Origin of the sequence: Kitasatospora sp. NPDC048194 (genome assembly GCF_043202455.1) — a bacterium.
GTDB lineage: Bacteria > Actinomycetota > Actinomycetes > Streptomycetales > Streptomycetaceae > Kitasatospora.
This window is the reverse complement of record NZ_JBIDAK010000001.1, coordinates 41,687-64,280: the sequence shown is the minus strand read 5'-3', so window position 1 is coordinate 64,280 and position 22,594 is coordinate 41,687. Positions and strand designations below refer to the sequence as shown.

The following is a 22,594-nucleotide window of genomic DNA, read 5'->3' as shown; positions in this document are numbered from 1 at the left end:
TGCCGTTCCGCGGGGACGGCTGTCGCCCGGTGGACGCGACGCGTCGTCGACCCGCCGTCAGCCGGCTATCCGGCTCCCGGCCGCACCGACCCGGGCCGCCTCGCGCAGCTCCGCGTCCCGGCGGCGGCGCCGGGCCAGCACCACCCGCCGCTCGGCGGCCGTCAGCCCGCCCCAGACCCCGTACGGCTCCGGCTGGGCCAGCGCGTGCTCCCGACACTCCAGCAGCACCGGGCAGCGCGCGCACACCTGCTTGGCCTGCTCCTCGCGCGACAGCCTGGCCGCCGTCGGCTCCTTCGACGGAGCGAAGAACAGCCCCACCTCGTCCCGTCGGCAGGCCGCACCGGTGTGCCACGGGTCGTCCTCCCCCGCGGCGCCGACCGGGCCGCCCGGGGGCTGCGGCTGCGGGCGGACGGCCGGACGGCGCTCCAGCAACCGGGCGGGGGCGACTGGCGAAGTGGGGCGGGACTCGATCGGATGCAGCACGGCCGTACTCCTGACGAGGCTCTCGGACACGGGGGAACCTCGCTCCGCTGCCCGGCTGCGAGCCCCCGCTAGTCCAACCCGGGACCGGCCGCTGGGCCGCCTCCGGTGCGCAGCCGTACAAGAAGCGATGTGCGGGGTGACCTACCCCGCCCGACCGCGATTCATGCACACTGCACGCAATCGACTACGGAGTGCACTGGCGCAACGATGAACGCCCAGCCGGGAGTTGATGACCGGCCGGGCATTTCACCGGCGAATTCCGGTCAGTCGGTGCCGAGTTGCTTGCGGACCCACTCCTTGAGCTTCTTGCCCCGGCGCGGCTTGGCATTGCAACCGCCGAACAGTGCAACGCCCTTGACCCGCACCACCGGAGCGTACGGATCCGCCGCGGTCTGCTCCCGGACGTCGAACCCGCCGAAGATGCCGACCCCGGAGCCGTGCAGGCTCACGTTCTCCGGCACCCGGATCTCCACCCCGCCGAAGATCGCCGTGACGGTGATCTCCACCTCGGGGGACTCGAACACCGCGTCGCTCAGGTCGATCTCCACCCCGCCGAACGCGGTGAAGGCCGTGACGTGCGAGCCGACCCGCCAGCGGCCCTTGCGGGCGGCACCGCCGAAGATCGCCACCACCGACGGCGCCTCCTGGCGCGCGGGCGGCGCCGGCGCCGGCGCGGAGGCCGGCGCCGGGGCGTCCAGCGGCCGCTTCTCGAAGGAGAGCGGGCGGTGGGTGGGCAGGTCCCGGGTCAGCGGCGCCAGGTCGCCGAAGGTCTTGGCGGCGTACGCGGCCCCGATCCGCTCGGCGTGCTCGTCCGCGTCCAGCCGGCCCTCGGCGTAGGCGTCCCGCAGCAGCTCCGCGACCCGCTCGCGGTCGGCGTCCGAGACGCGCAGCTCGGCCTCCGCCACCGGGGCGTGCAGGGGCTGCGGCTTCGCCAAGGGCTCGGGCCGGGGCTCGAGTCCGGGTTCGGTCATCGGTACGGGGGCCGGCACCGGCGGCTGCCCCGGCTGGTCCTGCGACGGCGAGTTGTCCACGGCCCAAGCCTAGTCGCTCGCACTGGTGCCCGAGTGAGCCCCGTCACGCAAGGCTCACCTGTCCGCATGCGCGCGATCGGCGGGTCCTACCCTGGATGGTGCTTCGCCGACGCAGCCGGATCACTGGACACCTAAGGACCGCCCCGATGGCTCCCACGCCAGACTTCGAGTACAGCGACCTGCTCCCCCTGGGCGCTGACCCGACCCCGTACCGCAAGCTGACCTCCGAGGGTGTCTCCACCATCGAGGCCGGCGGTCGCACCTTCCTCCAGGTCGAGCCCGAGGCGCTGCGGCTGCTCACCGCCGAGGCGATGCACGACATCTCGCACTACCTGCGCCCCGCGCACCTCGCCCAGCTGCGCCGCATCCTGGACGACCCGGAGGCGAGCCCGAACGACCGCTTCGTGGCGCTCGACCTGCTGAAGAACGTCAACATCTCGGCCGGCGGCATCCTCCCGATGTGCCAGGACACCGGCACCGCGATCGTCATGGGCAAGCGCGGCCAGAACGTGCTCACCCGGGGCGGCGACGAGTCCGCCATCGCGCGCGGTGTGTACGACGCCTACACCAAGCTCAACCTGCGCTACTCCCAGATGGCCCCGGTGACCATGTGGGAGGAGAAGAACACCGGCAACAACCTGCCGGCCCAGATCGAGCTGTACGCCACCGACGGCGACGCGTACAAGTTCCTCTTCATGGCCAAGGGCGGCGGCTCCGCCAACAAGTCGTACCTGTACCAGGAGACCAAGGCGATCCTGAACGAGGCGAGCATGCTCTCGTTCCTGGAGCAGAAGATCCGCTCGCTCGGCACCGCCGCCTGCCCGCCGTACCACCTGGCCATCGTGATCGGCGGCACCAGCGCCGAGTTCGCGCTCAAGACCGCCAAGTACGCCTCCGCGCACTACCTGGACAACCTGCCGACCTCCGGCAACGCCAGGACCGGCCACGGCTTCCGCGACCTGGAGCTGGAGGCCAAGGTCACCGAGCTGACCCAGAAGATCGGCATCGGCGCCCAGTTCGGCGGCAAGTACTTCTGCCACGACGTGCGCGTGGTCCGCCTGCCCCGGCACGGCGCCTCGCTGCCGGTCGCGATGGCCGTCTCCTGCTCCGCCGACCGCCAGGCGCTCGGCAAGATCACCGCCGAGGGCGTGTTCCTGGAGCAGCTGGAGACCGACCCGGCGAAGTACCTGCCGGACACCACCGACGAGCACCTGGACGACGACGTGGTGCGCATCGACCTCGACCAGCCGATGTCCGCGATCCGCGCCGAGCTCTCCAAGTACCCGGTGAAGACCCGGCTCTCGCTCACCGGCACCCTGGTCGTGGCCCGGGACATCGCCCACGCCAAGATCAAGGAGCGCCTGGACGCCGGCGAGGGCATGCCCAAGTACCTCCAGGACCACCCGGTCTACTACGCGGGCCCGGCCAAGACCCCCGAGGGCTACGCCTCCGGCTCGTTCGGCCCGACCACGGCCGGCCGGATGGACTCCTACGTCGACCAGTTCCAGGCGGCCGGCGGCTCGATGGTCATGCTCGCCAAGGGCAACCGCAGCAAGCAGGTCACCGACGCCTGCGCCCGGCACGGCGGCTTCTACCTGGGCTCCATCGGCGGCCCGGCCGCCCGCCTCGCCCAGGACTGCATCAAGAAGGTCGAGGTGCTGGAGTACGCCGAACTCGGCATGGAGGCCGTCTGGCGCATCGAGGTCGAGGACTTCCCGGCCTTCATCGTCGTCGACGACAAGGGCAACGACTTCTTCCGCGAGACGACGGAGGGCCCGCTGATCACCAACCTGCGGGTCCGCTCCAAGGAGTAGTCCGCCCGCAGGGACCCCGGCAGCCAGCCGCACCCGACCGCCCCGGACGCGCCCCGCGCCCGGGGCGGTCGCGCGTCGCACGGCGGGTCGTCCGGGGACCGTCACCCCCGCCGGGGGCCGAGCCGGCCCGACCGCCGCTACGCGTCGAAGTCGTACTCCAGCACGTAGGAGGCGGCGTCGAGGATCATCTCGTTGAGCTCCACCACCTGGCCCTCGTCGGCGAAGGCGGTGCGGCAGATCAGGATGACCGGGGTGCCGGCGGAGAGTTCCAGGCGGGTCGACTCCTCGGCGCTCGGCATGCGGGAGCGGACCTCCTCGCGGAAGTGCACGGGCTTGGCGCCGATCTCGGCGAGCCGGGCGTAGGTGCCGCCGGGGCCGGTGTCCTCCCGGGTGATGGCCGTTCCGGCGACCAGGACGGCCGGCAGGTACGACGTCGAGAGCAGCACCGGCTTGCCGTCCAGGACGAAGCGGCGGTGCCGCACGCACATCGGCATGCCGGGGTCCACCCCGAGCACCCGGGCGACGTGCTCCGGCGCGCCCTGCTCGGTGACGGAGACCTGGTCGACCACCAGGCTGCGGTTGTCGATGTCCGCGGACCATATCGACCGGCCGGAGCCCCACTGCCCCTGCGCCAGCCGCTGGATGCCGCGCCGGCGCAGCGGCCGGAAGTCCCGGACGAACACCCCCGCGCCCCGGCGGGCCTCCGCGATGCCCTCGCTCTGCAGCACGCCGAGCGCCTGACGGGCGGTCATCCGCGCGACGCCGTACTCGTCCATCAGGTCGTTCTCGCCGGGCAGCCGGTCACCGGCGCGGTAGCGGCCGCCGTCGATGGCCGCCCTCAGGGAGTCGGCGATCCGCTGGTACTTGGGCTGCTTGTCGCCACTGCTGCCGGTCATCGCCGCTCCCTCTCCGCCGTCAATCCTAGGGGCGCCCGCGGTCGCCGGTAAGGAGATACGACCGTTGACATCTCTAGAGATATTAGCTTCTCTAGAGATGCTGGCCAGTCGCCTACCGGAGCGAGGAGCAGCACGGTGAGCATCCGACACCACGACACCCGGGCCTACCGGCCGCAGGTGGGCGAACTCGTCCTCGACCTCAGGACCGGACGCACCGGCGTCTACATGGGCACCATCGGCGGCGAGCACTACCTGCGCCCCGAGGGCGGCGGCCGCGAATGGACGGCCGAGCCGAGCCACGTCTCACCCGTCCCCGAGCCCCGCGATTCGGCTGATTGAGATCGGCGCCGTAATTGCGGTGAAACCCACGCAAACCACGGCATTCGGGACCGGCTAATCCCCCCGCTGAATCCGGAATTCCGGAACACCGCGCATCCGCCGCCGGGCACGTTACGGATGACGCCGGTCACCATGCGTGCACCACGGGCGCTAATCGGCCACCGCGGTGCACCCGCACACGAATTGGCGCGCACATAACCGGCAGCGCCCCGCGCCCGGACGGGGACGCGGGGCGCACGGGCCGGAAGGGCTTACGGGTGGCCGCCGATGACGCTCTCCGGCCGGTAGGGGCCGCCCGGTTCACCGGTGGCCGGTGCGGGGTCGTCCACGTGCTCGTCGCCGAACAGGTCGTCCTCGAGCGCGGCCTTCTGCGCGTCGGTCGGAGCGGTGTACTCGGTCGGGTTCGAGGACACGGCCACCGCGCCCTCGACAGCCTTGCCCGCCTCCACAGCGGCGGCCGGGGCCTCGGACGTCGCCGCATTAACGGGCGCCGCCGGCACCGGGGTCTCGCTCTGGTCGTTGGCCATTGGGCGGCCGCCTTTCGGTCATCAAATGTGTCCAGCCCGACCTCCGTGGCGCGGGCGCGCGGACAGTATCGTAGGGTTGATTAAATGTCCGATAAACATCGTGCGGCTTGCGGCGCCGTCCGGCGGAGTCGGGCGTCCGCCTAAGCTGAACCGCCACGGCGGACCGCCGAGCGCCCTTTCGCGGAATCGACACCACAGGCCATCGGGGGACTTCATGGAGCTTCGGGAGACGCCGCAGGCCCCTGCGCTGCGCTTCCAAGTCCTCGGTCCGGTCCAGGCCTGGCTCGACGGCAGACCCCTCTCGCTCGGTTCTCCCCAGCAGCAGGCGGTCCTGACCACCCTTCTCCTGCACTCCGGACGGCCGGTCACCACCCAGGACCTGGTCGACGCCCTCTGGGGGGACCGCCCGCCCACCCAGGCCGTGGCCGCGCTGCGCACCTACGTCTCCCGGCTGCGTTCCGTCATCGAACCCCGGCGGGAGGTCCGCCGCCCCGCCGAACTGCTGGTCTCGGTCGCCGACGGCTACGCCCTGCGCATCCCCGGCGAGTCCCTCGACCTGGCGGTCTTCGAACGGCTCTCCGGCGAGGCCGCGGCCGCCCGCGCCTCGGGGGACAAGCGCGAGGCGCACCGGCTGCTCGCCCAGGCGCTCGACCTGTTCAGCGGCCGCCCGCTCACCGGCGTCCCCGGGCCCTACGCCGAGGCCCAGCGGCTGCGGCTGGCCGAACGCCAGGTCGCGGCCGCCGAGGAACTGTGCGCCGCCGCCCTGGACATCGGCCTGCACGCCGAGATCGTCGGCGACCTCAACAACCTGACGGCCGAACACCCGCTGCGCGAGCGGCTGCGCGAACTGCTGATGCTGGCGCTGTACCGCTGCGGACGCCAGGCGGAGGCGCTCGGCGTCTACACCGACACCCGCAAGCTGCTGATCGAGGAGCTCGGGGTCGAACCGGGCGCGGGCCTGTCCGCGATGCACACCCGCATCCTGGCCGCCGACCCGGAACTCGTCCTCCCGGTCGCGCCCGCCCGGGCCGCCCGCGAGGACGGTCCGGCCGCACCTCACCCTCCGGCCCAACTCCCGGCGGACGTATCGGACTTCAGCGGCCGCAGCGAGCTGGTGAGCGACCTCTCGGCAGTCCTGATGAACGCCACCGGCCAGGCCGTGGTGGTCACCTCACTGGCCGGCATCGGCGGTGTCGGCAAGACCACCCTCGCGGTGCACGTCGCCCACCGCGTCCGCTGCGAGTTCCCGGACGGGCAGCTGTACGTCGACCTGCGCGGCGCCGGCGCCTCACCGGCCGACCCGGTGGTCGTGCTGGGCGACTTCCTGCACGCCCTCGGCGTCACCGACGCCCCCGACTCGCTGGACCAGCGCGCCGCCCTCTACCGTTCGCTGCTCGCCAACCGCCGGATGCTGATCCTGCTCGACAACGCGCGCGACGCGGACCAGATCCAGCCGCTCATCCCCGGGGTCTCCGGCTGCGCCGTGCTCGCCACCAGCCGTTCCCGGCTGGCCGACATCCCCGGCGCCCAGCTGTTCGACGTCGAGGAGCTGACCCCGGCCGAGGCACTGGCGCTGTTCTCGGCCATCGTCGGCGAACACCGGGTCCTCGCCGAACCGGAGGCGGCCATGAAGGTCGTCACCGCCTGCGGCTTCCTGCCGCTGGCCGTCCGCATCGCCGCCGCCCGGCTGGCCAGCAGACCACGCTGGAGCGTCTCCGACCTGGCCAGTCGGTTAGCCGACCAGCGTCGGCGGCTGGACGAGCTCCAGCTGGGCAACCTCGCCGTGGAGACCACCATCGGGCTCGGCTACGGACAGCTGTCCCCGGCCGAGGCCCGTGCCTTTCGGCTGCTCGCCCTGATCGACTCCCCCGACGTTCCGCTGGCGGCGGCGGCCGCACTGCTCGGTGTGGACGAGCGCACCGCCGAGGACCTCGCGGAGGCGCTGGTCGAGGCGAACATGCTGGAGTGCTTCACCCCCGGCCGCTACCGCTACCACGACCTGCTCCGGCTCTACGCCCAGCGGCAGAACGAGCGGATCGGGGACGCCGAGGAGCAGGAGCGGGCGGTGCTGCGGCTGCTCGACCTGCTGATCCCGACCGTCCGCAACGCGGCCCAGGTCATCGAGCCGGACGACCCGCTGCCCGAACTGCTCACCCCGCTCACCTCGCCGGGGCTCGGCCTGCCGACCAGCCGGGCCGCCGGGGACTGGCTGCGGACCGAGGGCTCCCTGCTGCTCAGCGCCGTCGAGGCCGCCGCGGGTGGCCCCGGCACCCTGCAGCGGGCGGCCGTCGACCTGCTGAACTACCTGTTCAGCATCGACCCGGACCCGACCCGCGGCCCGCGCGTCCTGCCGGTCCTCCAGGCCATGGGCGAGGACGCCCAGCGCCGCGGCGACTCGGCCGGGATCGCCCGGGTGTACTTCGCCCTCGGCACCCTGCAGTCCATCACCAGCGACTTCCACGGGTCGGAGCAGTCCTTCCGCCGGAGCCTGGACCACCAGACGGCGGACGAGCCGACCGTGCTGCTGCTGGCCACGGCGAACATGCTCGGCGTCATCCTGAGCGTCGGCAACCGCCCGGCCGAGGCACTGCCCTTCCTGGAACAGGGCCGCGCCATCAACCGGCAGGTCGGCACGTCGATCGGCGAGGCCCGGATCGTCAGCAACATGGCCCGGGTGCAGCACCGGCTCGGCATGATCGAGACGGCCGTCCAGTCCGCCGGCGAGGGTGTCGCCGCCGCACGGGCGTCCGACAACGGCCCCCTGCTCGCCCAGACGCTCTACCAGCTCGGCGTGGTGCTCTCCACCGCCGAGGCCGTCCCGCACCTGCGCGAGGCCCACCAGCTGTTCCGGTCCCAGCAGAACGCGCTCTGGGAGGGCTACGCCCTGGCCCGCCTGGCCTCCGCGCTCCTCGCCGCGGAACAGCCGGCCGAGGCCGCCGAAGCCGCCGGCGAGTCGCTCGCGATCGGGCAGGACATGGGGTCCGCCTACTGCCAGGGCCTGGCCAACGCCGCCCTGGGCGAGGCACTGCTCGCCTTGGCCCAGCCGGCCCGCGGGCTGGCCTGCCTCCAGGAGGCGCACGCGATCTTCACGAGGCTCGGTGTGCCGGAGGCCTCACCCGTGGCGGACCTCATCTCGCGCCAGCACACCGAGCCCGTTCCCTCTCCCCCCGCGCCGTGAGGTGCCCGCCCCCCGACGGGGCACCTCCCCCGATCCGCGCGTCGGCGCTCCCGCAGCCCCCCGGCTGCGGGAGCGCCCTCAACGCTTCCCCGGCGCTGGACCCAACTGTGCACTGCGCCGATTGACGTTCGATAAACGACCGGTAGCCGGCCTGCCGAGCGGCGAACCGCAGGTCGGAGCCGCCGCACCCGGCGCGTCGTGCGGCGTGCGGGGCCCGGCGCACCACCCTCGCCCGCACCGCAGTGCTTCCGCGCAACCGGTCCAGATCGGCCCATGCATGACGAGTTGGCTGGAAACGGACCCCATGGCGCAGTGATCACGCATATTCTCAGATGCCAGTACGCACACGAGTGTCCGCCGACGACGTGTCGGGGTGCAGGCCGTCCGTGTGGTGCGGGGAGCGTGACGTACCGCCACCGGCAGCCGCCCGCGAGGCTGCGGAGGAGCCGACCGGAGGCCACGGGTGGAAGGGTGCCTCTCAACGTGACGACCGGACAGATATCCGACTCGTTCCCCGTCGGTGAGGACGCCGACGACGACGGACCCGACGTGCGGCGGCGCCGCGCGACGCGCGCCCTGCAGGCCGTCGCCTTCGACACCATCGGCGCCGGGTACGGCGAGGCCTTCCCCGCCAAGCACGGCCAGTTGGAGTGCGGGAGCCGCCTGCTCGCCGACCTCGAACCGGGGGCCCGGGTGCTGGACGTGGGCTGCGGCACCGGCGAGCCGACCGTCCGCCAGCTGACCGCGGGCGGGCTTCGGGTGACGGCGCTGGACCTCTCCGACGTGATGCTCGACCTGGCCCGCCGCACGCCCCACCCCGGGCCCCACCCGCCCGATTTCCATCGGATCGACCTGTACGATCTGGCCACCCGGCGCGCCGACCGGGTCTGGGGCGTCCCCGGGCTCGGCCCCGAGGGCCGCGGCACCTTCGCCGCCGTCACCGCGTTCTTCTCCCTGATCCTGCTGCCGCTGGACGAAATCCCGGTCGTGCTGGGCCGGCTGCGCGAACTCCTGCGGCCGGGCGGGCTCCTGGCGCTCGGTATGGTCGAGGCGGACCTGGATCACGTTCCGCCTCCGTTCCTCGGCAGAGAGCTGCGGATCAGCGGGTATCTGCGGGAGGATCTGGAACGGGTTCTGGTCGCGGCCGGTTTCGCCGTCGAGGATTCCTCGGGGCGTCCGTACGCGCCGGCCAGCACCGCGCTGCCGCCGGAGGAACAGCTGTTCCTGTGCTGTCGACGCGTCGGCTGACCGACCGCTCGACCAGGACGACCGCTCCCCACCGGACGGCAGCTCGACACAGGACGACCAGAACGACCCGCAACCACCAGGACGACCAGCGACCAGCAGGACGACCAGCGACCAGCGACCACCAGGACGACCCGCCACGACCAGGACGGCCACCGTCCGCCCGCCCGCCGACCAGCACACCCACCGACCACACCGAATCCAGGACAGGCAGCCGTGCGCGACCAGCTCAAGACCGAGGCGGAGCAGCCGCCCGCCGTCCCGGGCCAGCGCCGCCGGGTCCCGGCCCGGGCCCAGGCCCCGGCGAAGCCGCCGACGGCACGGCCGGGGCGCCTCGACGTGGCCGACCGCCTCGCCTACCTCGACGCGGCGACCCGGCGGATCAACAGCGCCCTCGACCTGTCCGCGACCCTGCGCAACATCGGCCGGGTGCTGGTGCCGACCCTCGCCGACGCGGCCGTCGTGCACCTGCGCGACCCGCTGCCCAACGTGGAGCGCGAACCCGGCTTCCCGGACGAGCTGCGGATCCACCACAGCACCGGCACCCGGATCGGCCGCCGCGGCCGCAAGGGCGGCGCGGACGAGCGGCACCGCTCCCGGTACGGCTCCCGCTCCACCGCCGACCCCGGGCCCGCCGTGCCCGTCACCCGCGGCGGCGCGCTCGCGCACACCCTGCTGAGCCGCCGCCCCGCCGAGTCGGCGGTGCTCGGCACACCCGAGGCCGAGCGCGCCGAGACGCTGCTGCGCGAGCTGTACGGCAGCCGCGGGCTGGCCCGGCTGGCCGCCGGCACCTCGGTCCTCGCGCTGCCGCTGCGCGGCCGCAAGGCCGTGCTCGGCCTGCTGGTGCTGATCCGCCGTCCCCCTGAACGCACCGGCCGTCCGGCCTTCGACGCGGCCGACACCGCGACCGCCGCGCACCTGGCCACCCAGGCCGGACTGGCCGTGGACACCGCGCTGCGGTACGCCCGCGAGTGGGAGATAGCCAACGAACTCCAGCGCAGCATGCTGCCGTTGCGGCTGCCGCAGCCGCACGGCGTCCGGCTCGCCCAGCGCTACCTGCCCGGCGAGCGCGGCGCGCAGGTCGGCGGCGACTGGTACGACGCGGTGCCGCTGCCCGGCAACCGGATCGCCCTGATCGTCGGCGACGTGATGGGCCACTCGCTCACCTCGGCCGCCATCATGGGCCAACTGCGCACCAGCGCGCAGACCCTGGCCGCGCTCGACCTGCCGCCGCACGAGGTGCTCTATCACCTGGACGAGCAGGCGCAGCGCCTCGGCCGCGAACAGCACCTGGCGACCTGCGTGTACGCGGTGTACGACCCGATCGCCAACCGGGTGGTGCTGGCCAACGCCGGGCACGTCCCGCCGGTGCTGGCCCGCCCGGACGGCACGGCCGAGTTGGTGGAGCTGGACTCCGGGGCGCCGATCGGGGTCGGCGGGGTGGACTTCAGCTCCGTCGAGCTGCCCGCGCCGCCCGGTTCGGCGCTGCTGCTGTTCACCGACGGCCTGGTGGAGACCCGCAGCCGTCCGCTCAGCGACGGCCTCGAGGTGCTCCGGGCCAGGATCGCCGCCGCCCGCTGGCAGTCCCCCGACCAGTTGTGCCAGGAGGCGCTGCGGATCCTGCCGCCCGGGGACCGCGGCGACGACATCGCCCTGCTGGGCGCCTGCTTCGACGGCATCCCGGCCGGGGACGTCGCGCACTGGTACCTGCAGCCGCGCAACGAGACGCCGGGCCGGGCGCGCCGGCTGGCCGCGCACACGCTGCGCCGCTGGGGGCTGGACGAGTTGAGCGGCGCGACCGAGCTGATGGTCAGCGAGCTGGTGACCAACGCCGTCCAGCACGCGACCAGGCCGATCACCCTGAGCCTGGTGCGCACCACCCGGCTGCGCTGCGAGGTCGGTGACGACAGTCCGCTGCTGCCGCGCCCCCGCCGCACCGGCCCGGAGGACGAGCGCGGGCGGGGGCTGCAGATAGTGGCCCGGTGCGCGGACCGCTGGGGCGCGACCCGGCTGGGCACCGGCAAGGTGGTCTGGTTCGAGCAGCGGCTGCCCCGGTAGCCGTACGCCCGGCGGGGGCGCTCCCGCCGGGCGCGTGCGCGCCGCCCTGCCGCGTTCGGGCGGGCCGGTGCCTCGCCTGCCGCGCTCTCGGCCGACCGGCGCGCCGCCCGCCGCGCTCGTGGCGGCCGGCGGCCGGTGCGTCGCCCGCCGCGCTCTCGGCGGCTGGTGCGTCGCCTGCCCGCTCCCGGGCGGGCCGTCACACTCCGGCGGGCTCCTTCGCCGGCTGCTGCTCCAGTCCGGCGATCAGCTGCTCGCCCTCCATGTCGACCCTCGGCACGATCTTCTCCAGCCGCTTCGGGAACCACCAGGCCGCTTCGCCGAACAGCGCCATGGCGGCCGGCACCAGCGCCATCCGCACCACGAAGGCGTCCACCAGCACGCCCACCGCGAGGGCGAAGCCGATCGGCTGGACGATCGGGTCGTGGCCGAGGACGAAGGCGCCGAACACCGAGATCATGATCAGCGCGGCCGCGGTCACCACCCGGGCACCGCCCTTCACCCCGCCGACGACCGCCTCGCGCGGCGCCTTGCCGTGCACGTGCTGCTCCTTCATCCCGGAGACCAGGAACAGCTCGTAGTCCATCGCCAGTCCGAACAGCACGCCGATCAGCAGGATCGGCACGAAGCTGACCACCGGCCCGACCTTCGGCACGTCGATCAGGCCGTCCAGCCAGCCCCACTGGTAGACCGCGACCACCGCGCCGAGCGAGGCCCCGATGCTGAGCAGGAAGCCGAGCACCGCCTTGAGCGGCACCAGCACCGAGCGGAAGGCGAGCGCCAGCAGCACCAGGGCGATGCCGACGATCACGGCGACGAACGGCGGCAGGGCCTGGCCGAGCTTGGTGGACACGTCGATGTTGGCGGCCGTGGTGCCGGTGACGGCGACGTCCGCGCCGGTCGCCGACTTGAGCCCGGCGCGCTGGCCGCGGATCTCGTCGACCAGCGCCCTGGTGTCCGCGTGGTCGGGGCCGGTCTGCGGGATGACGGGCACCAGGGCCGTCGCACCGGTCCGGTCGGCCTGGGGCGGCAGCAGCGTTGCGACGCCCTTGAGGGTCTGCAGCCTGCCGGCCACCGCCTGCACCGCCTGGTCCGGCCGCGGCGCCTCACGGGCGTCCACCACGACCACCAGCGGTGCGTTGAAGCCCGGCCCGAAGTGGCCGCTGACCAGGTCGTACGCCCTGCGGGCGTCCGTCCCGACGGCCTGGGAACCGCCGCCCGGCAGGCCGAGGTCGAGGCTCGCGGCGGGCACCGCGAGGGTGCCCAGTCCGGCCAGGCCGACCAGCAGCACCGGCAGCGGGCGGCGGACCACGAAGCGCGCCCAGCGCTCGCCCATGGTGGTCCCGCCGCCGGCGGCCCGCGCCCGCTTCCACACCGGCAGCCGGTCGATCGCGCGGCCGACGAAGCCGAGCACCGCGGGCAGCAGGGTGATCGCGACCAGGACGGCCACCACCACGGCCCCGGAGGCGGCCAGCCCCATCGTGGTGAGGAACGGGACGCCGGCCACGGCGAGCCCGGCGAGCGCGACGACGACGGTCAGCCCGGCGAAGACCACGGCGCTGCCGGCGGTCGCGGTGGCGCGGGCGGCGGCCTCCTCGGGCTCCAGGCCCTCGTGGAGGTGGCGGCGGTACCGGAAGAGGATGAACAGCGCGTAGTCGACCCCGACGGCGAGACCGACCATCAGGGCCAGCACCGGCGCGGTGGTGATGATCTCGAAGCCCCCGGTGAGCGCGAGCAGGCCGGCCATGACCGCGCCGACGCCGGCCAGCGCGGTGAGCAGCGGCAGTCCGGCGGCGACCAGGGTGCCCAGGGTGATCACCAGCACCACCCCGGCCACCACCAGGCCGATCGCCTCGGTGCCGCCTTCGACCTGGGCCAGCCGGTTGTACGCGTCGCCGCCGAAGGCCACCTCCAGCCCGGCCGAGCGGGCCGGTTCGGCGGCGGCCTTCACGGCCTCGCGCTGCTGGTCGGTGACGTCGGCGAGCTTGCGGTCGAAGGAGACCAGCGCGATGGCGGCCTTCCCGTCCGGGGAGACGGCGCCGGTCGCGTACGGGTCGGGCACCGCGGCCACGCCCGGGACGCGGGCGATCCGGGCGACGGCCTCGCCGACCGCTGCGCCGGCCTCGGGCGTCCTGACGCCCCCGGGGCCCTCGGTGGCGAAGACGACCTGGGCGGAGCCGTGGCCCTGCTCGGGGAAGGTGCCCTTGATCTTGTCCAGGGTGGTCTGCGCCTCGGTGCCGGGCACCTTGAACTCGTCGCTGGTCTTGCCGGCGAAGGCCCCCGCGGCTCCGCCGACCGCGATCAGCAGGGCGATCCAGACGGCCAGTACGGCGCGTCTGCTCCGGAAGCAGTGGCGGCCCAGCCGGTACAGGTACGTGGCCATGGGTTCCCTCGGTCATCTCGTCGGACAGGCGGCTGCCTGGGCGGACGCCTCCCACCGTAGAACGAAGTTGGTCGAGTGACAAAGTTGAGCGACAAAATCGAGCGACATGGTTGTCCGACCGTGGCGCTACCCTGGCTGAATGGCTCATGTCCCCGCCTCCGAACGCCGACCGCAACTGGTCCAGGCCGCGATCGACCTGATGACCCGGGAGGGCGTCGCCGCCGGCAGCACCCGCGCCATCGCGGCCGAGCTGGGCGTGGCACAGGCGACGGTGCACTACACCTTCGGCACCAAGAAGGACCTCTACCGGGCCGTCGTCGAGCAGCTGAAGGCCGACTTCGTCGCCCAGGTGCGCGCCGCCTCCCCCGGGGACGGCTCCTTCGGCGAACAGGTCCGCACCCTGGTGCACGCGCTCTGGGAGGCCACCACCGGCGAGCACGGGCGGTGCGTCCTGCTGAGCGAGTTCGGGGCGCTGGCGATGCGCGACCAGGACCTGCGGGAGATCATGCTCGGGCTGCAACTCGACATCGAGGGCACCGCCACCGAGATGCTCACCGCCCTCGCGGCCGCCCACGGCCTCACCCTCGCCAGGCCCGCCCGGGAGATCGCCGTCCTCTTCCTCAGCGGCTTCGACGGGCTGACGACCCGCCACCTCACCGTGCGCCGACCGGGCGACCAGCCGGACCCGGCCACCCTGGAGGCGTTGGACCTGCTGGTCGCGACGACGGTCGGGCTCTGCCTGGGCACCCCGGCAACCGCTTAGCGGCCCGCGAGGGCACCCCCGGGCCCGGCGCCCCGTCCCGTGTCCCGGCCCGTCCCGCGTCCCGGCCCGTCAGGAGACGATGCGCACCGGCAGTTCGGCCAGCACCTCGCGCAGCGCCGCCGCGAAGCGCTCGTACTCCGCGCTGCGCGGCGAGCCCGGCCGGGTGGCCAGCCCGATCCGGCGCCCGGGCGCCGGCACCGCGAAGCGGACGACGGCCAGCCGGTCGGTGCGGCCGGCCTCGACCTCCAGGGCGGTCGCGGGCAGCAGGGTCACCCCGAGGCCGCCGGCGACGAGTTGGACCAGGGTGGACAGTCCGGCCGCACGGGTGGTGGAACCCGCCGGGTCGGTGCCGACCTCGCGGCAGATGTCCAGCGCCTGGTCGCGCAGGCAGTGGCCCTCCTCCAGCAGCAGCACGTCCAGGTCGAGCAGCACGTCGCGCGGGACGTCGGTCCGCCCGGCGAGCGGGTGCCCGGACGGGGCGACCAGGACGAAGTCCTCGTCGAACAGCGGAATGTCCCGGGTCTGCGGGGCCCCGCCGGCCGGCAGCGCGAGCAGCAGCACGTCCAGGCGCCCGGCGGCCAGGCCGTCCAGCAGCGAAGGGGTGCGCTCCTCGTGGACGTGCAGCTCCAGCTCCGGGAACCGGTCGCGGACCAGCTTCAGCACCAACGGCAGCAGGTACGGCGCCACCGTCGGGATCACCCCCAGGTGCAGCGGCCCGGTGAACGGCCGGCGGGCGGCCTCCACCTCCTCGGTCAGCGCCTGGAGCGAGGCGAGGACCCGACGCGCGTGCCGGTGCACCCGCTCCCCCAGCGGCGTGATGATCACCTTGCGCGTCGTACGCTCGACCAGTTGCGCGCCCAGCGACTCCTCCAGCGCCGCCACCGCCCCGGACAGCGCCGGCTGGCTGGTCCCGGTCGCCGCGGCGGCCTCCCGGAAGTGCCGGTGCTCGGCCACCGCCACGAACGCCCGGAGCTGGGCCACCGTCGGAGTGCGCGGGCCGCCCCGGCCTGCGGCACTCGCCATGGCCTGCTCGGCCTTGGCGGCGGTGGGCCTACGAGTGGTGGGCCGGGAGGCGGTCGGTTCGATACTGATAGCAATCTCCGATCAGACACCTCAAGTGTAGCCAATTCCGCTATCAGTCCACGGCCGACCGCTCAGCACTGCACCACAGCAATGTTCCTCCCCCGGGACACTGATAGCTCTACCCGATCAGTCCGAGCGCCTTCTGCTATTTCCCTGATCAGTCCACGATGTGGAATTGTGGTCACCGTCCGCAATCCGGGCAAACCTTCCCACCCTTACCCAGGAGAGCACACACATGCTTACGATCGGTGACCAGTTCCCTGCTTGGGCCCTCAAGGGCGTCGAAGGCCCGTCCGCTGACAAGCTGGAGATCAAGGACTACTCGTCGGAGGACCAGAAGGGTTGGAAGGTCGTCTTCTTCTGGCCGATGGACTTCACCTTCGTCTGCCCGACCGAGATCGCCGCGTTCGGCAAGCTGAACGACGAGTTCGCCGACCGTGACGCCCAGATCCTCGGCGTCTCCGGCGACTCCGAGTTCGTCCACCACGCCTGGCGCCGGGACCACAAGGACCTGGGCGACCTGCCCTTCCCGATGCTGGCCGACGTCAAGCACGAGCTGATGCGCGCCTGCGGCGTCGAGGGCGAGGACGGCACCGCCCAGCGCGCCGTCTTCATCGTCGACCCGAACAACGAGATCCAGTTCGTCATGGTGACCGCCGGCTCCGTCGGCCGTAACCCCAAGGAGGTCCTGCGGGTGCTGGACGCCCTGCAGACCGACGAGCTGTGCCCGTGCAACTGGAACAAGGGCGAGGACACCCTCGACGCCCAGGCCCTCCTGGCGGGCTGACCCATGGCCCTCGACGACCTGAAGGCCGCCCTCCCGGACTACGCCAAGGACCTCAAGCTCAACCTGGGCTCGGTCATCGGCAACTCCGACCTCCCCGCCCAGCAGCTCTGGGGCACCGTGCTGTCCTGCGCGATGGCCACCCGCAGCCCCGGTCTGCTGCGTGAGCTGGAGCCCGAGGCCAAGGCCAACCTCTCCCCGGAGGCGTACACCGCCGCCAAGGGCGCGGCCGCGATCATGGGGATGAACAACGTCTACTACCGGACGCTGCACCTGCTCTCCGACAAGGAGTACAGCACGATGCGCGCCGGCCTGCGGATGAACATCATCGGCACCCCGGGCGTGGAGAAGGTCGACTTCGAGCTCTGGTGCTTCGCGGTCTCGGCCATCAACGGCTGCGGCCAGTGCCTCGACTCGCACGAGGCCGTCCTGCGCAAGGCCGGCGTCGAGCGCGAGGTCATCCAGGCCTCGCTGAAGATCGCCGCCGTCCTCCAGGCCGTGGCCGGCGTCCTCGACTCCGAGGCCGCCCTCGCCGCCGTCAACGCCTGACGCACCCGGCCACCCGTACGACGGGCCCCTCCGCCTTCCGGAGGGGCCCGTCGGCGTTTTCCCGCTCCCGGCCCTCCCGGCTCCGCTACGGTGCCAGGCGATCCGTGCACGGAAATCGGTCCGGGAGGGAGCCGGGGTGTCCGACCACTCGGAGGGCGGCGGGGCGTTCCAGGTCGACCCCGACCTGCTCCACCTGGCCGCCGACAGGGCCGCCGCGACGGCGGGGCAGCTCCCCGGCCACGCGCGGGCCGTCCTCGACTCGGCCCACCGGACCGCCGCCGCTCTGCGCGGTCTCCACTGCGGCGCGGCGCTGGACGACTGCGCCAACGCCTGGCACGCACTGCTCGAGGAGCTCCGGACGGCCATGAGCGGACACGGGAGCCGTCTGGAGGAGGCCGCCCGCCGGTACCGGGGCGCCGACCGACGGGTCGCCGCCCGGTTCGGCCCGACGGCGGCCCAGCAGCGGGACTTCGTCCGGCACTTCGGGTAGCGGGCCGCGACCGTGGATCTCGCGACGCTGCGCGACACCGATGTCGCCGCCCTCCACGCGGCCGCCGACGCGTACGACGGACTGCGCGCCGCCCTGGGGCAGAACCTGGAGGACTGGCGCGGCGGAGTCGACCAGCCGCTCGCCGCCTCCGGCTGGGCCGGACCGGCGGCGGACGCGGCGACCCCGTCCCTGGCGCTCGCCGCCGGGGAGTTGAAGGCCGCCCAGGCCGAGGTCGGACAGCTCGGCAAGGTCCTGCGCGCCGGCGCGGACGCCCTGGTCCTCGCCCGGTCCGAGCTGCACAGGGCCCTGGAGGACGCCCGCACCGCCGGTATGAGCGTCACCGAGCACGGCGCCGTCACCTGGGAGCCGGCCCCGTACGCCGACCGGCACGACCCCGATCACCGGAGCATCGGCGAGCGGACCGCCACCGCGCTCGCCGCCCGCATCGCCACCGCCCTGGCCCGGGCCGACGCCGTCGACCGGGCCCTCGCCGCCCGGCTCCGGCACTACACCGCCCGCGCCCTCGACGGCACCGGCCTCGATCCCGACTCCGCCGCCAGGGACCGGCTCGACCCCGGCCTCGGCGTCCCGGCCCTGCTCCGGCTCGCCGTGCCTCCGGACGACGCCCCGCCCACCGAGGTGTACGCCTGGTGGAACGGCCTGCCCGCCGACGAGCAGCAGCGGCTGATCACGGACCACCCGGAGCTGGTCGGCAACCGCGACGGCATCCCCGCCGCCGCCCGCGACCGGGCGAACCGGATCCTGCTGCCCCGGCTCCTCGCGACGTACCAGGGCCACCCGCCGCCGCTCTCCGACCGGGACCGGCTCAGACTCGAGGGCTTCCGCAGGATCAGTGCGCGGCTGGCGGCCGCCGAGGGGCAGGACCCGCCGGTCCTCCTGCTCGGCATCGGCGAGGAGGGCCAGGGCCGCGCCGTCCTCTCCTTCGGCGACCCCGACACCGCCCGCGACGTCACCTCCCTGGTCGGCGGCATGGGCACCGAACTCCAGCGCATCGGCGGCGGCGACGCCGACCGGGCCAGGGCGGTGTACGACGCGGCCCGGCGGGCCGACCCCACCCGCAGCACGGCGTCCATCGCCTGGCTGGGCTACGACGCACCGCTCGGCCTCGACGTCGCGTCCCGGACCGCGGCCCGGGCCGGAGCCGACGCCTACCACCGCTTCCTCGCCGGCCAGCGCGCCACCCACCAGGGAGCCCCGGCGCACGTGACGGCGCAGGGCCACAGCTACGGCTCGCTCGTGGTCGGCCTGGCCGCCCAGCGCCCCGGCGGCCTCCCGGCCGACGACATCGTCCTGGTCGGCAGCCCCGGCACCGGAGCGGATCACGCCTCGGACCTCGGGGTGGGCACGGACCACGTGTACGTCGGGGCCGCCGCCCACGACCCCGTCTCCTGGGCTCCCGACCCGGCCGCCCTCGGCCCGGTGGCCCGGCTGCCCCCGAACGCGCGCTGGTACGGCACCGACCCGGCGAGCGCCGAGTACGGTGCCCACCGCTTCGCCGTGGCCGACGGGCCGCTGGGCCCCGCCACCCACTCGTCCTACTGGGACGACGGGCCCGGCGGGGACCACGCCTCGATCGACAACATCGGCCGGATCGTCAGCGGCCACGGCGACCGGATCACCACGGAGCACCGGCGCTGACGGGCCGGGGCCGCGGCCTGCGACCTCCGCGTCCGACTACTCGGCAGCGGCCTCCGCCGCCCGGGTGGGAGGCTCCGACGGGGCGGACTGGACCGCAGGGGCCGGCGCGGACGGCTGCGCCCCGTGCGCCGACTCGGAGGACCGCGCCGGCTCGGACGACCGCGCCGGCCCGGACGGCTGCGCCGGGTGGGCCGCCGCCGTGCGTTCGGCGGCCTCGCGGGCGGCTTCGAGGGCGGTGAACACCTCCTGGCCGGCCTCGTTGCGGCGGCGCAGGTGGGTGACCACGGTGTTGGTGACGGCGATCAGCGGGACGGCGACCACCGCGCCGCCGATGCCGCCGATGATGCCGCCGGCCGCGACGCCGAGGACCACGCCGAGCGGGTGGACCCGAACGGCCCGGCCGAGGATCAGCGGCTGGAGGATGTGGCTCTCCACCTGCATCACCACGATCAGCACCACCAGCACCATCAGCGCCGTCCACGGCCCCTGGGTGACCAGGGCGATCAGGACCGCGACGGTACCGGTGACCAGGGCGCCGACCAGCGGGACGAAGGCCCCCAGGAAGATGATCACGGCCAGCGGTACGGCGAGCGGCACGCCCAGCAGTTCGATGCCGACACCGATGCAGACCGCGTCGATGAAGGCCACGCAGACCGTGCCGCGCACGTACGCGGTGAGCGTGATCCAGGCCTTGGGGCCGGCGCCGGCCATCGCGAAGCGGGAGTGCCGGGGCAGGCCGCGCAGCGCCCAGTTCCAGATCCGCGAGCCGTCGTAGAGGAAGAAGAAGGTGGTGAAGAAGGTCATCAGCAGCGCCGTCAGCACCTCGACGGCGATCTGCGCGCCCGTGATGGAGGCCGAGGTGAGCTGGTCGCTGTTGGTGCTGATGGCCTTGGTGATCTGGTTGGCGAAGTCGGTGATCTGCTGCTGGGTCAGGTGCAGCGGTCCGGTCACCAGCCAGTCCCGCAGCTGGTTGACACCGGTCTTCACCTGGTTGGTGACGTCCGGGAGGTTGGTGGTGACCTGCCACACCACGAACCAGCCGACCAGCCCGATCCCGGCCAGTCCGCTCAGGAACACCCCGCCCGCGGCGAGCGAGCGCGGCACCCCGCGCCGGCGGAGCCAGGAGACGGAGGGCTCCAGCAGCGCGGAGATCAGCAGCGAGGCCAGCACCGAGAAGGCGACCAGCCGCAGCATGTCGACGACGTAGAAGACGACGTACAGCGCGGCCCCGAGCAGCAGCAGCCGCCAGGTCGACTCGGCGGCCACCCGGAGCCCCCACGGCACCGCCTCGGCGGGGGTGGCGGGCCGGCCCGGGTGGTACTCCCGCCCGAGGGCGGCGTTGGCGGCCGGTGCGGGCGGGGCGGCCGCCGGTGCCCCCGACGGCGCTGCCGCGGCCGGCGCGGTCGCGGAGGCCCCGGGGGCCGGGGCGCTCCCGGCCGGATCGGCGGCCGGCGCCGGATCGGCGCGCGGGACCGGGACCGGCCCGACCGCCTCGGCCAGGACCGGTACGTGGAGCTCGTGCGGATCGGCCGCCATCGCGGCGCGTCGACGCCGTTCGATCACGGCAGCCGCGCTGGCCACCACAGCCATGCCCTTGGCCACGGCCTTGAAGGCCTTTCCGCCCCGCGCCATCCTCGCTACCACCGCTTCCCCGCTGAACCGCCGAGCCGGCGGGACGCCGTGGGACCCGCCACGGCCGTCAAGGGATGACGCTACCCGCCGGGGGCCGGAGGAGTCCGCCGGGCCGGGGGTTCGGTTCGATCACCCTGGTCCACGGACTCGGGCAAATCACCGCATCACGGGTGGTTTCGCCCATACGGCGCGGGGGAGGAATCCGAACGGGATGACGAGTCGTCCCACTCAGGCCAACTGTCGGCGGACCGGCCGGCGCGGGAAGCAACCAGGACCCCTTCCCGCGCCCCGCGTCCGCACCCCGGGGCCGCACCGCCCGCGAGCGCACTGGTCAGCGCAGCCCGGGCGGCGCGGCCCGCCCCGTCCCCCGGGGGAGCCGGTGCGGTGCGGGCCGGCAGGAGAACGCGACGGCCCCCGGCCGCTGCTCGTCGAACGGGACGAGCAGCGGCCGGAGGCCGTACGGAGTGCACCGCTTCGGCGCTCACCGAGTGCACCGCTTCGGCGCTCACCGAGTGCACCGCTTCGGCGCTGGTGGCCGCTGGGCGGTTCCGGAGCCTTCGGCGACCGGGCCCCGGGCCGGACGGTGCCCCGGACCGAGGGCCCGGCACCGAGGGCCCGGCGCCACGGGCCTAGTACCAGTTGTGCGCCTGCCAGAACGACCAGGCACCGCAGGGGCTGCCGTAGCGGCTGTTCATGTAGCTCAGGCCCCACTTGATCTGGGTGGCGGGGTTGGTGCGCCAGTCGGCACCGGCCGAGGCCATCTTGGAGCCGGGCAGCGCCTGGACCAGGCCGTACGCGCCGGAGCTCTTGTTGGTCGCGGTGTAGTCCCAGCCGCTCTCGCGCTTCACGATCTGGCTGAAGCACTGGAACTGCGCGTCGCTGCCGACGATCTGCCGGGCCATGTCCTGGACGGAGCCGGGGCTGACCGAGACCGCCGGAGTGCTGTCGTCGTCGACCGCGGCCATCGCCGAACGCGCCTTGGAGCGGTTGGCGGCCTCGGCGGCGCGCTGGTCGGCGGCGGCCTTGGCGGCCTTGTCCGCGTCGGCCTTGGCCTGGGCGTCGGCCTTCGCCTGGGCGTCCGCGGCGGCCTTCTGGCGCGCGGCCTCCTCGGCGGCCTTCTGCTCGGCGGCGGCCTTGGCCGCGGCGTCGGCGGAGGCCTGCTGGGCGGTCGCCTGCTGGCCGATGTTGTCACTGATGGTCTGCGCCTGGGCGCCAGAGGGGACTTCGGCAAGCAGGGTCGCGCCGGCGACGTCGACCGTCTGCGTCGTCTTGCCCTCGCTGCCCGAGGCCATGCCCACGACGGCACCGACAGCGGTGACGGCGGTGGCGGAGGCCACAGCGACTCCCCGGACCGAGATCCGAGTCACATGGATTCCTTCCAGCATCGCCCATGCGTGACCGTACGGGCGCAACATGCCCCTTGGCACGGACCTCCGTTGGGTCTTCCGGTCACGGGAGGTACTGGCCCGGCGTCCGGCCGAGGTGAGTTCGACCGGGCGTTGGAATTCGGGCGGCGTACGGCTCGTCGGTCTTCAATTGTGCGTCCACCGACGGAAGTTGGCGGACCATCCGGGGCCTGACCTCCGGGGTCCGGAAGCCCTGCCGCGCCGTACGCGGGGCCTGACAGAACCCTCACCATGCCGCACCGGGCACTGTCGACGCAATTCCCGCCTGCGTGGCGCA

At 73.8% G+C, this 22,594-nt stretch carries 18 protein-coding genes; 10 read left to right on the top strand and 8 right to left on the bottom strand.

Annotated elements, in window-relative coordinates; genetic code table 11:
* Positions 1-57: 57 nt before the first annotated feature.
* Both ACGF07_RS00290 and ACGF07_RS00285 read right to left on the bottom strand, forming a co-directional pair.
* A complete protein-coding gene (locus ACGF07_RS00290) occupies positions 58-432 on the bottom strand; it encodes a WhiB family transcriptional regulator (protein WP_392894681.1) in 375 nt (124 codons plus the stop codon).
* Positions 433-746: 314 nt separating this feature from the next.
* On the bottom strand, positions 747-1,454 hold the full coding sequence (locus ACGF07_RS00285; protein ID WP_392894680.1) for a DUF1707 domain-containing protein: 708 nt from the start codon (positions 1,452-1,454) through the stop codon (positions 747-749).
* Positions 1,455-1,660: 206 nt separating this feature from the next.
* Here ACGF07_RS00285 and ACGF07_RS00280 point away from each other — a divergent pair, with 206 nt between their 5' ends.
* Positions 1,661-3,328, top strand: a complete 1,668-nt coding sequence (locus ACGF07_RS00280; RefSeq protein WP_392894149.1) for a fumarate hydratase — start codon at positions 1,661-1,663, stop codon at positions 3,326-3,328.
* A gap of 137 nt (positions 3,329-3,465) precedes the next feature.
* Here the strand turns inward: ACGF07_RS00280 and ACGF07_RS00275 are convergent, their stop codons facing one another.
* A complete protein-coding gene (locus ACGF07_RS00275; protein WP_350743908.1) occupies positions 3,466-4,224 on the bottom strand; it encodes a GntR family transcriptional regulator in 759 nt (252 codons plus the stop codon).
* A 135-nt stretch (positions 4,225-4,359) separates the two neighbouring features.
* On the opposite strand from ACGF07_RS00275, the gene ACGF07_RS00270 reads away from it, so the two are divergent.
* On the top strand, positions 4,360-4,563 hold the full coding sequence (locus ACGF07_RS00270; protein ID WP_392894147.1) for a hypothetical protein: 204 nt from the start codon (positions 4,360-4,362) through the stop codon (positions 4,561-4,563).
* 251 nt (positions 4,564-4,814) lie between these two features.
* On the opposite strand, the gene ACGF07_RS00265 is transcribed toward ACGF07_RS00270, so the two are convergent.
* Entirely contained in the window at positions 4,815-5,090 is a 276-nt protein-coding gene (locus ACGF07_RS00265) for a hypothetical protein (RefSeq protein WP_350743910.1), read from the bottom strand.
* A gap of 214 nt (positions 5,091-5,304) precedes the next feature.
* Between ACGF07_RS00265 and ACGF07_RS00260 the strand changes: the two genes are divergently transcribed.
* The 3 genes from ACGF07_RS00260 (at position 5,305) to ACGF07_RS00250 (ending at position 11,571) form a co-directional block, all read left to right on the top strand.
* Positions 5,305-8,268 carry a BTAD domain-containing putative transcriptional regulator gene (locus ACGF07_RS00260; RefSeq protein WP_392894145.1) on the top strand — a complete coding sequence of 988 codons (2,964 nt, stop codon included), beginning with the start codon at positions 5,305-5,307 and terminating at the stop codon, positions 8,266-8,268.
* Between the two features lie 483 nt (positions 8,269-8,751).
* Positions 8,752-9,516 (top strand): class I SAM-dependent methyltransferase, encoded by a 765-nt coding sequence (locus ACGF07_RS00255; RefSeq protein WP_392894143.1) that lies wholly within the window; start codon positions 8,752-8,754, stop codon positions 9,514-9,516.
* 213 nt (positions 9,517-9,729) lie between these two features.
* Entirely contained in the window at positions 9,730-11,571 is a 1,842-nt protein-coding gene (locus ACGF07_RS00250) for a SpoIIE family protein phosphatase (RefSeq protein ID WP_392894141.1), read from the top strand.
* A gap of 196 nt (positions 11,572-11,767) precedes the next feature.
* Here ACGF07_RS00250 and ACGF07_RS00245 read toward each other — a convergent pair whose 3' ends face one another.
* Complete coding sequence (locus ACGF07_RS00245; protein ID WP_392894140.1) at positions 11,768-13,951, bottom strand: MMPL family transporter; 2,184 nt, start codon at positions 13,949-13,951, stop codon at positions 11,768-11,770.
* A 139-nt stretch (positions 13,952-14,090) separates the two neighbouring features.
* Here ACGF07_RS00245 and ACGF07_RS00240 point away from each other — a divergent pair, with 139 nt between their 5' ends.
* On the top strand, positions 14,091-14,714 hold the full coding sequence (locus ACGF07_RS00240) for a TetR/AcrR family transcriptional regulator (RefSeq protein WP_392894138.1): 624 nt from the start codon (positions 14,091-14,093) through the stop codon (positions 14,712-14,714).
* 69 nt (positions 14,715-14,783) lie between these two features.
* On the opposite strand, the gene ACGF07_RS00235 is transcribed toward ACGF07_RS00240, so the two are convergent.
* Positions 14,784-15,737, bottom strand: coding sequence for a LysR substrate-binding domain-containing protein (locus ACGF07_RS00235; protein ID WP_392894136.1), 954 nt, complete (start codon positions 15,735-15,737; stop codon positions 14,784-14,786).
* Between the two features lie 295 nt (positions 15,738-16,032).
* On the opposite strand from ACGF07_RS00235, the gene ACGF07_RS00230 reads away from it, so the two are divergent.
* The 4 genes from ACGF07_RS00230 to ACGF07_RS00215 all read left to right on the top strand — a co-directional run bounded on the left by ACGF07_RS00230 (position 16,033) and on the right by ACGF07_RS00215 (position 19,279).
* Complete coding sequence (locus ACGF07_RS00230) at positions 16,033-16,584, top strand: peroxiredoxin (RefSeq protein WP_350746396.1); 552 nt, start codon at positions 16,033-16,035, stop codon at positions 16,582-16,584.
* Between the two features lie 3 nt (positions 16,585-16,587).
* The gene (locus ACGF07_RS00225; RefSeq protein WP_350746399.1) at positions 16,588-17,130 is read left to right on the top strand and encodes an alkyl hydroperoxide reductase; all 543 of its coding nucleotides are present in this window, start codon (positions 16,588-16,590) and stop codon (positions 17,128-17,130) included.
* Between the two features lie 136 nt (positions 17,131-17,266).
* Positions 17,267-17,620, top strand: coding sequence for a hypothetical protein (locus ACGF07_RS00220; protein WP_392894134.1), 354 nt, complete (start codon positions 17,267-17,269; stop codon positions 17,618-17,620).
* Positions 17,621-17,632: 12 nt separating this feature from the next.
* A complete protein-coding gene (locus ACGF07_RS00215) occupies positions 17,633-19,279 on the top strand; it encodes an alpha/beta hydrolase (RefSeq protein WP_392894132.1) in 1,647 nt (548 codons plus the stop codon).
* 36 nt (positions 19,280-19,315) lie between these two features.
* Here the strand turns inward: ACGF07_RS00215 and ACGF07_RS00210 are convergent, their stop codons facing one another.
* Entirely contained in the window at positions 19,316-20,911 is a 1,596-nt protein-coding gene (locus tag ACGF07_RS00210) for an AI-2E family transporter (protein ID WP_392894130.1), read from the bottom strand.
* Positions 20,912-21,540: 629 nt separating this feature from the next.
* Complete coding sequence (locus ACGF07_RS00205; RefSeq protein WP_350745643.1) at positions 21,541-22,296, bottom strand: transglycosylase SLT domain-containing protein; 756 nt, start codon at positions 22,294-22,296, stop codon at positions 21,541-21,543.
* Between the last annotated feature and the right edge of the window lie 298 nt (positions 22,297-22,594).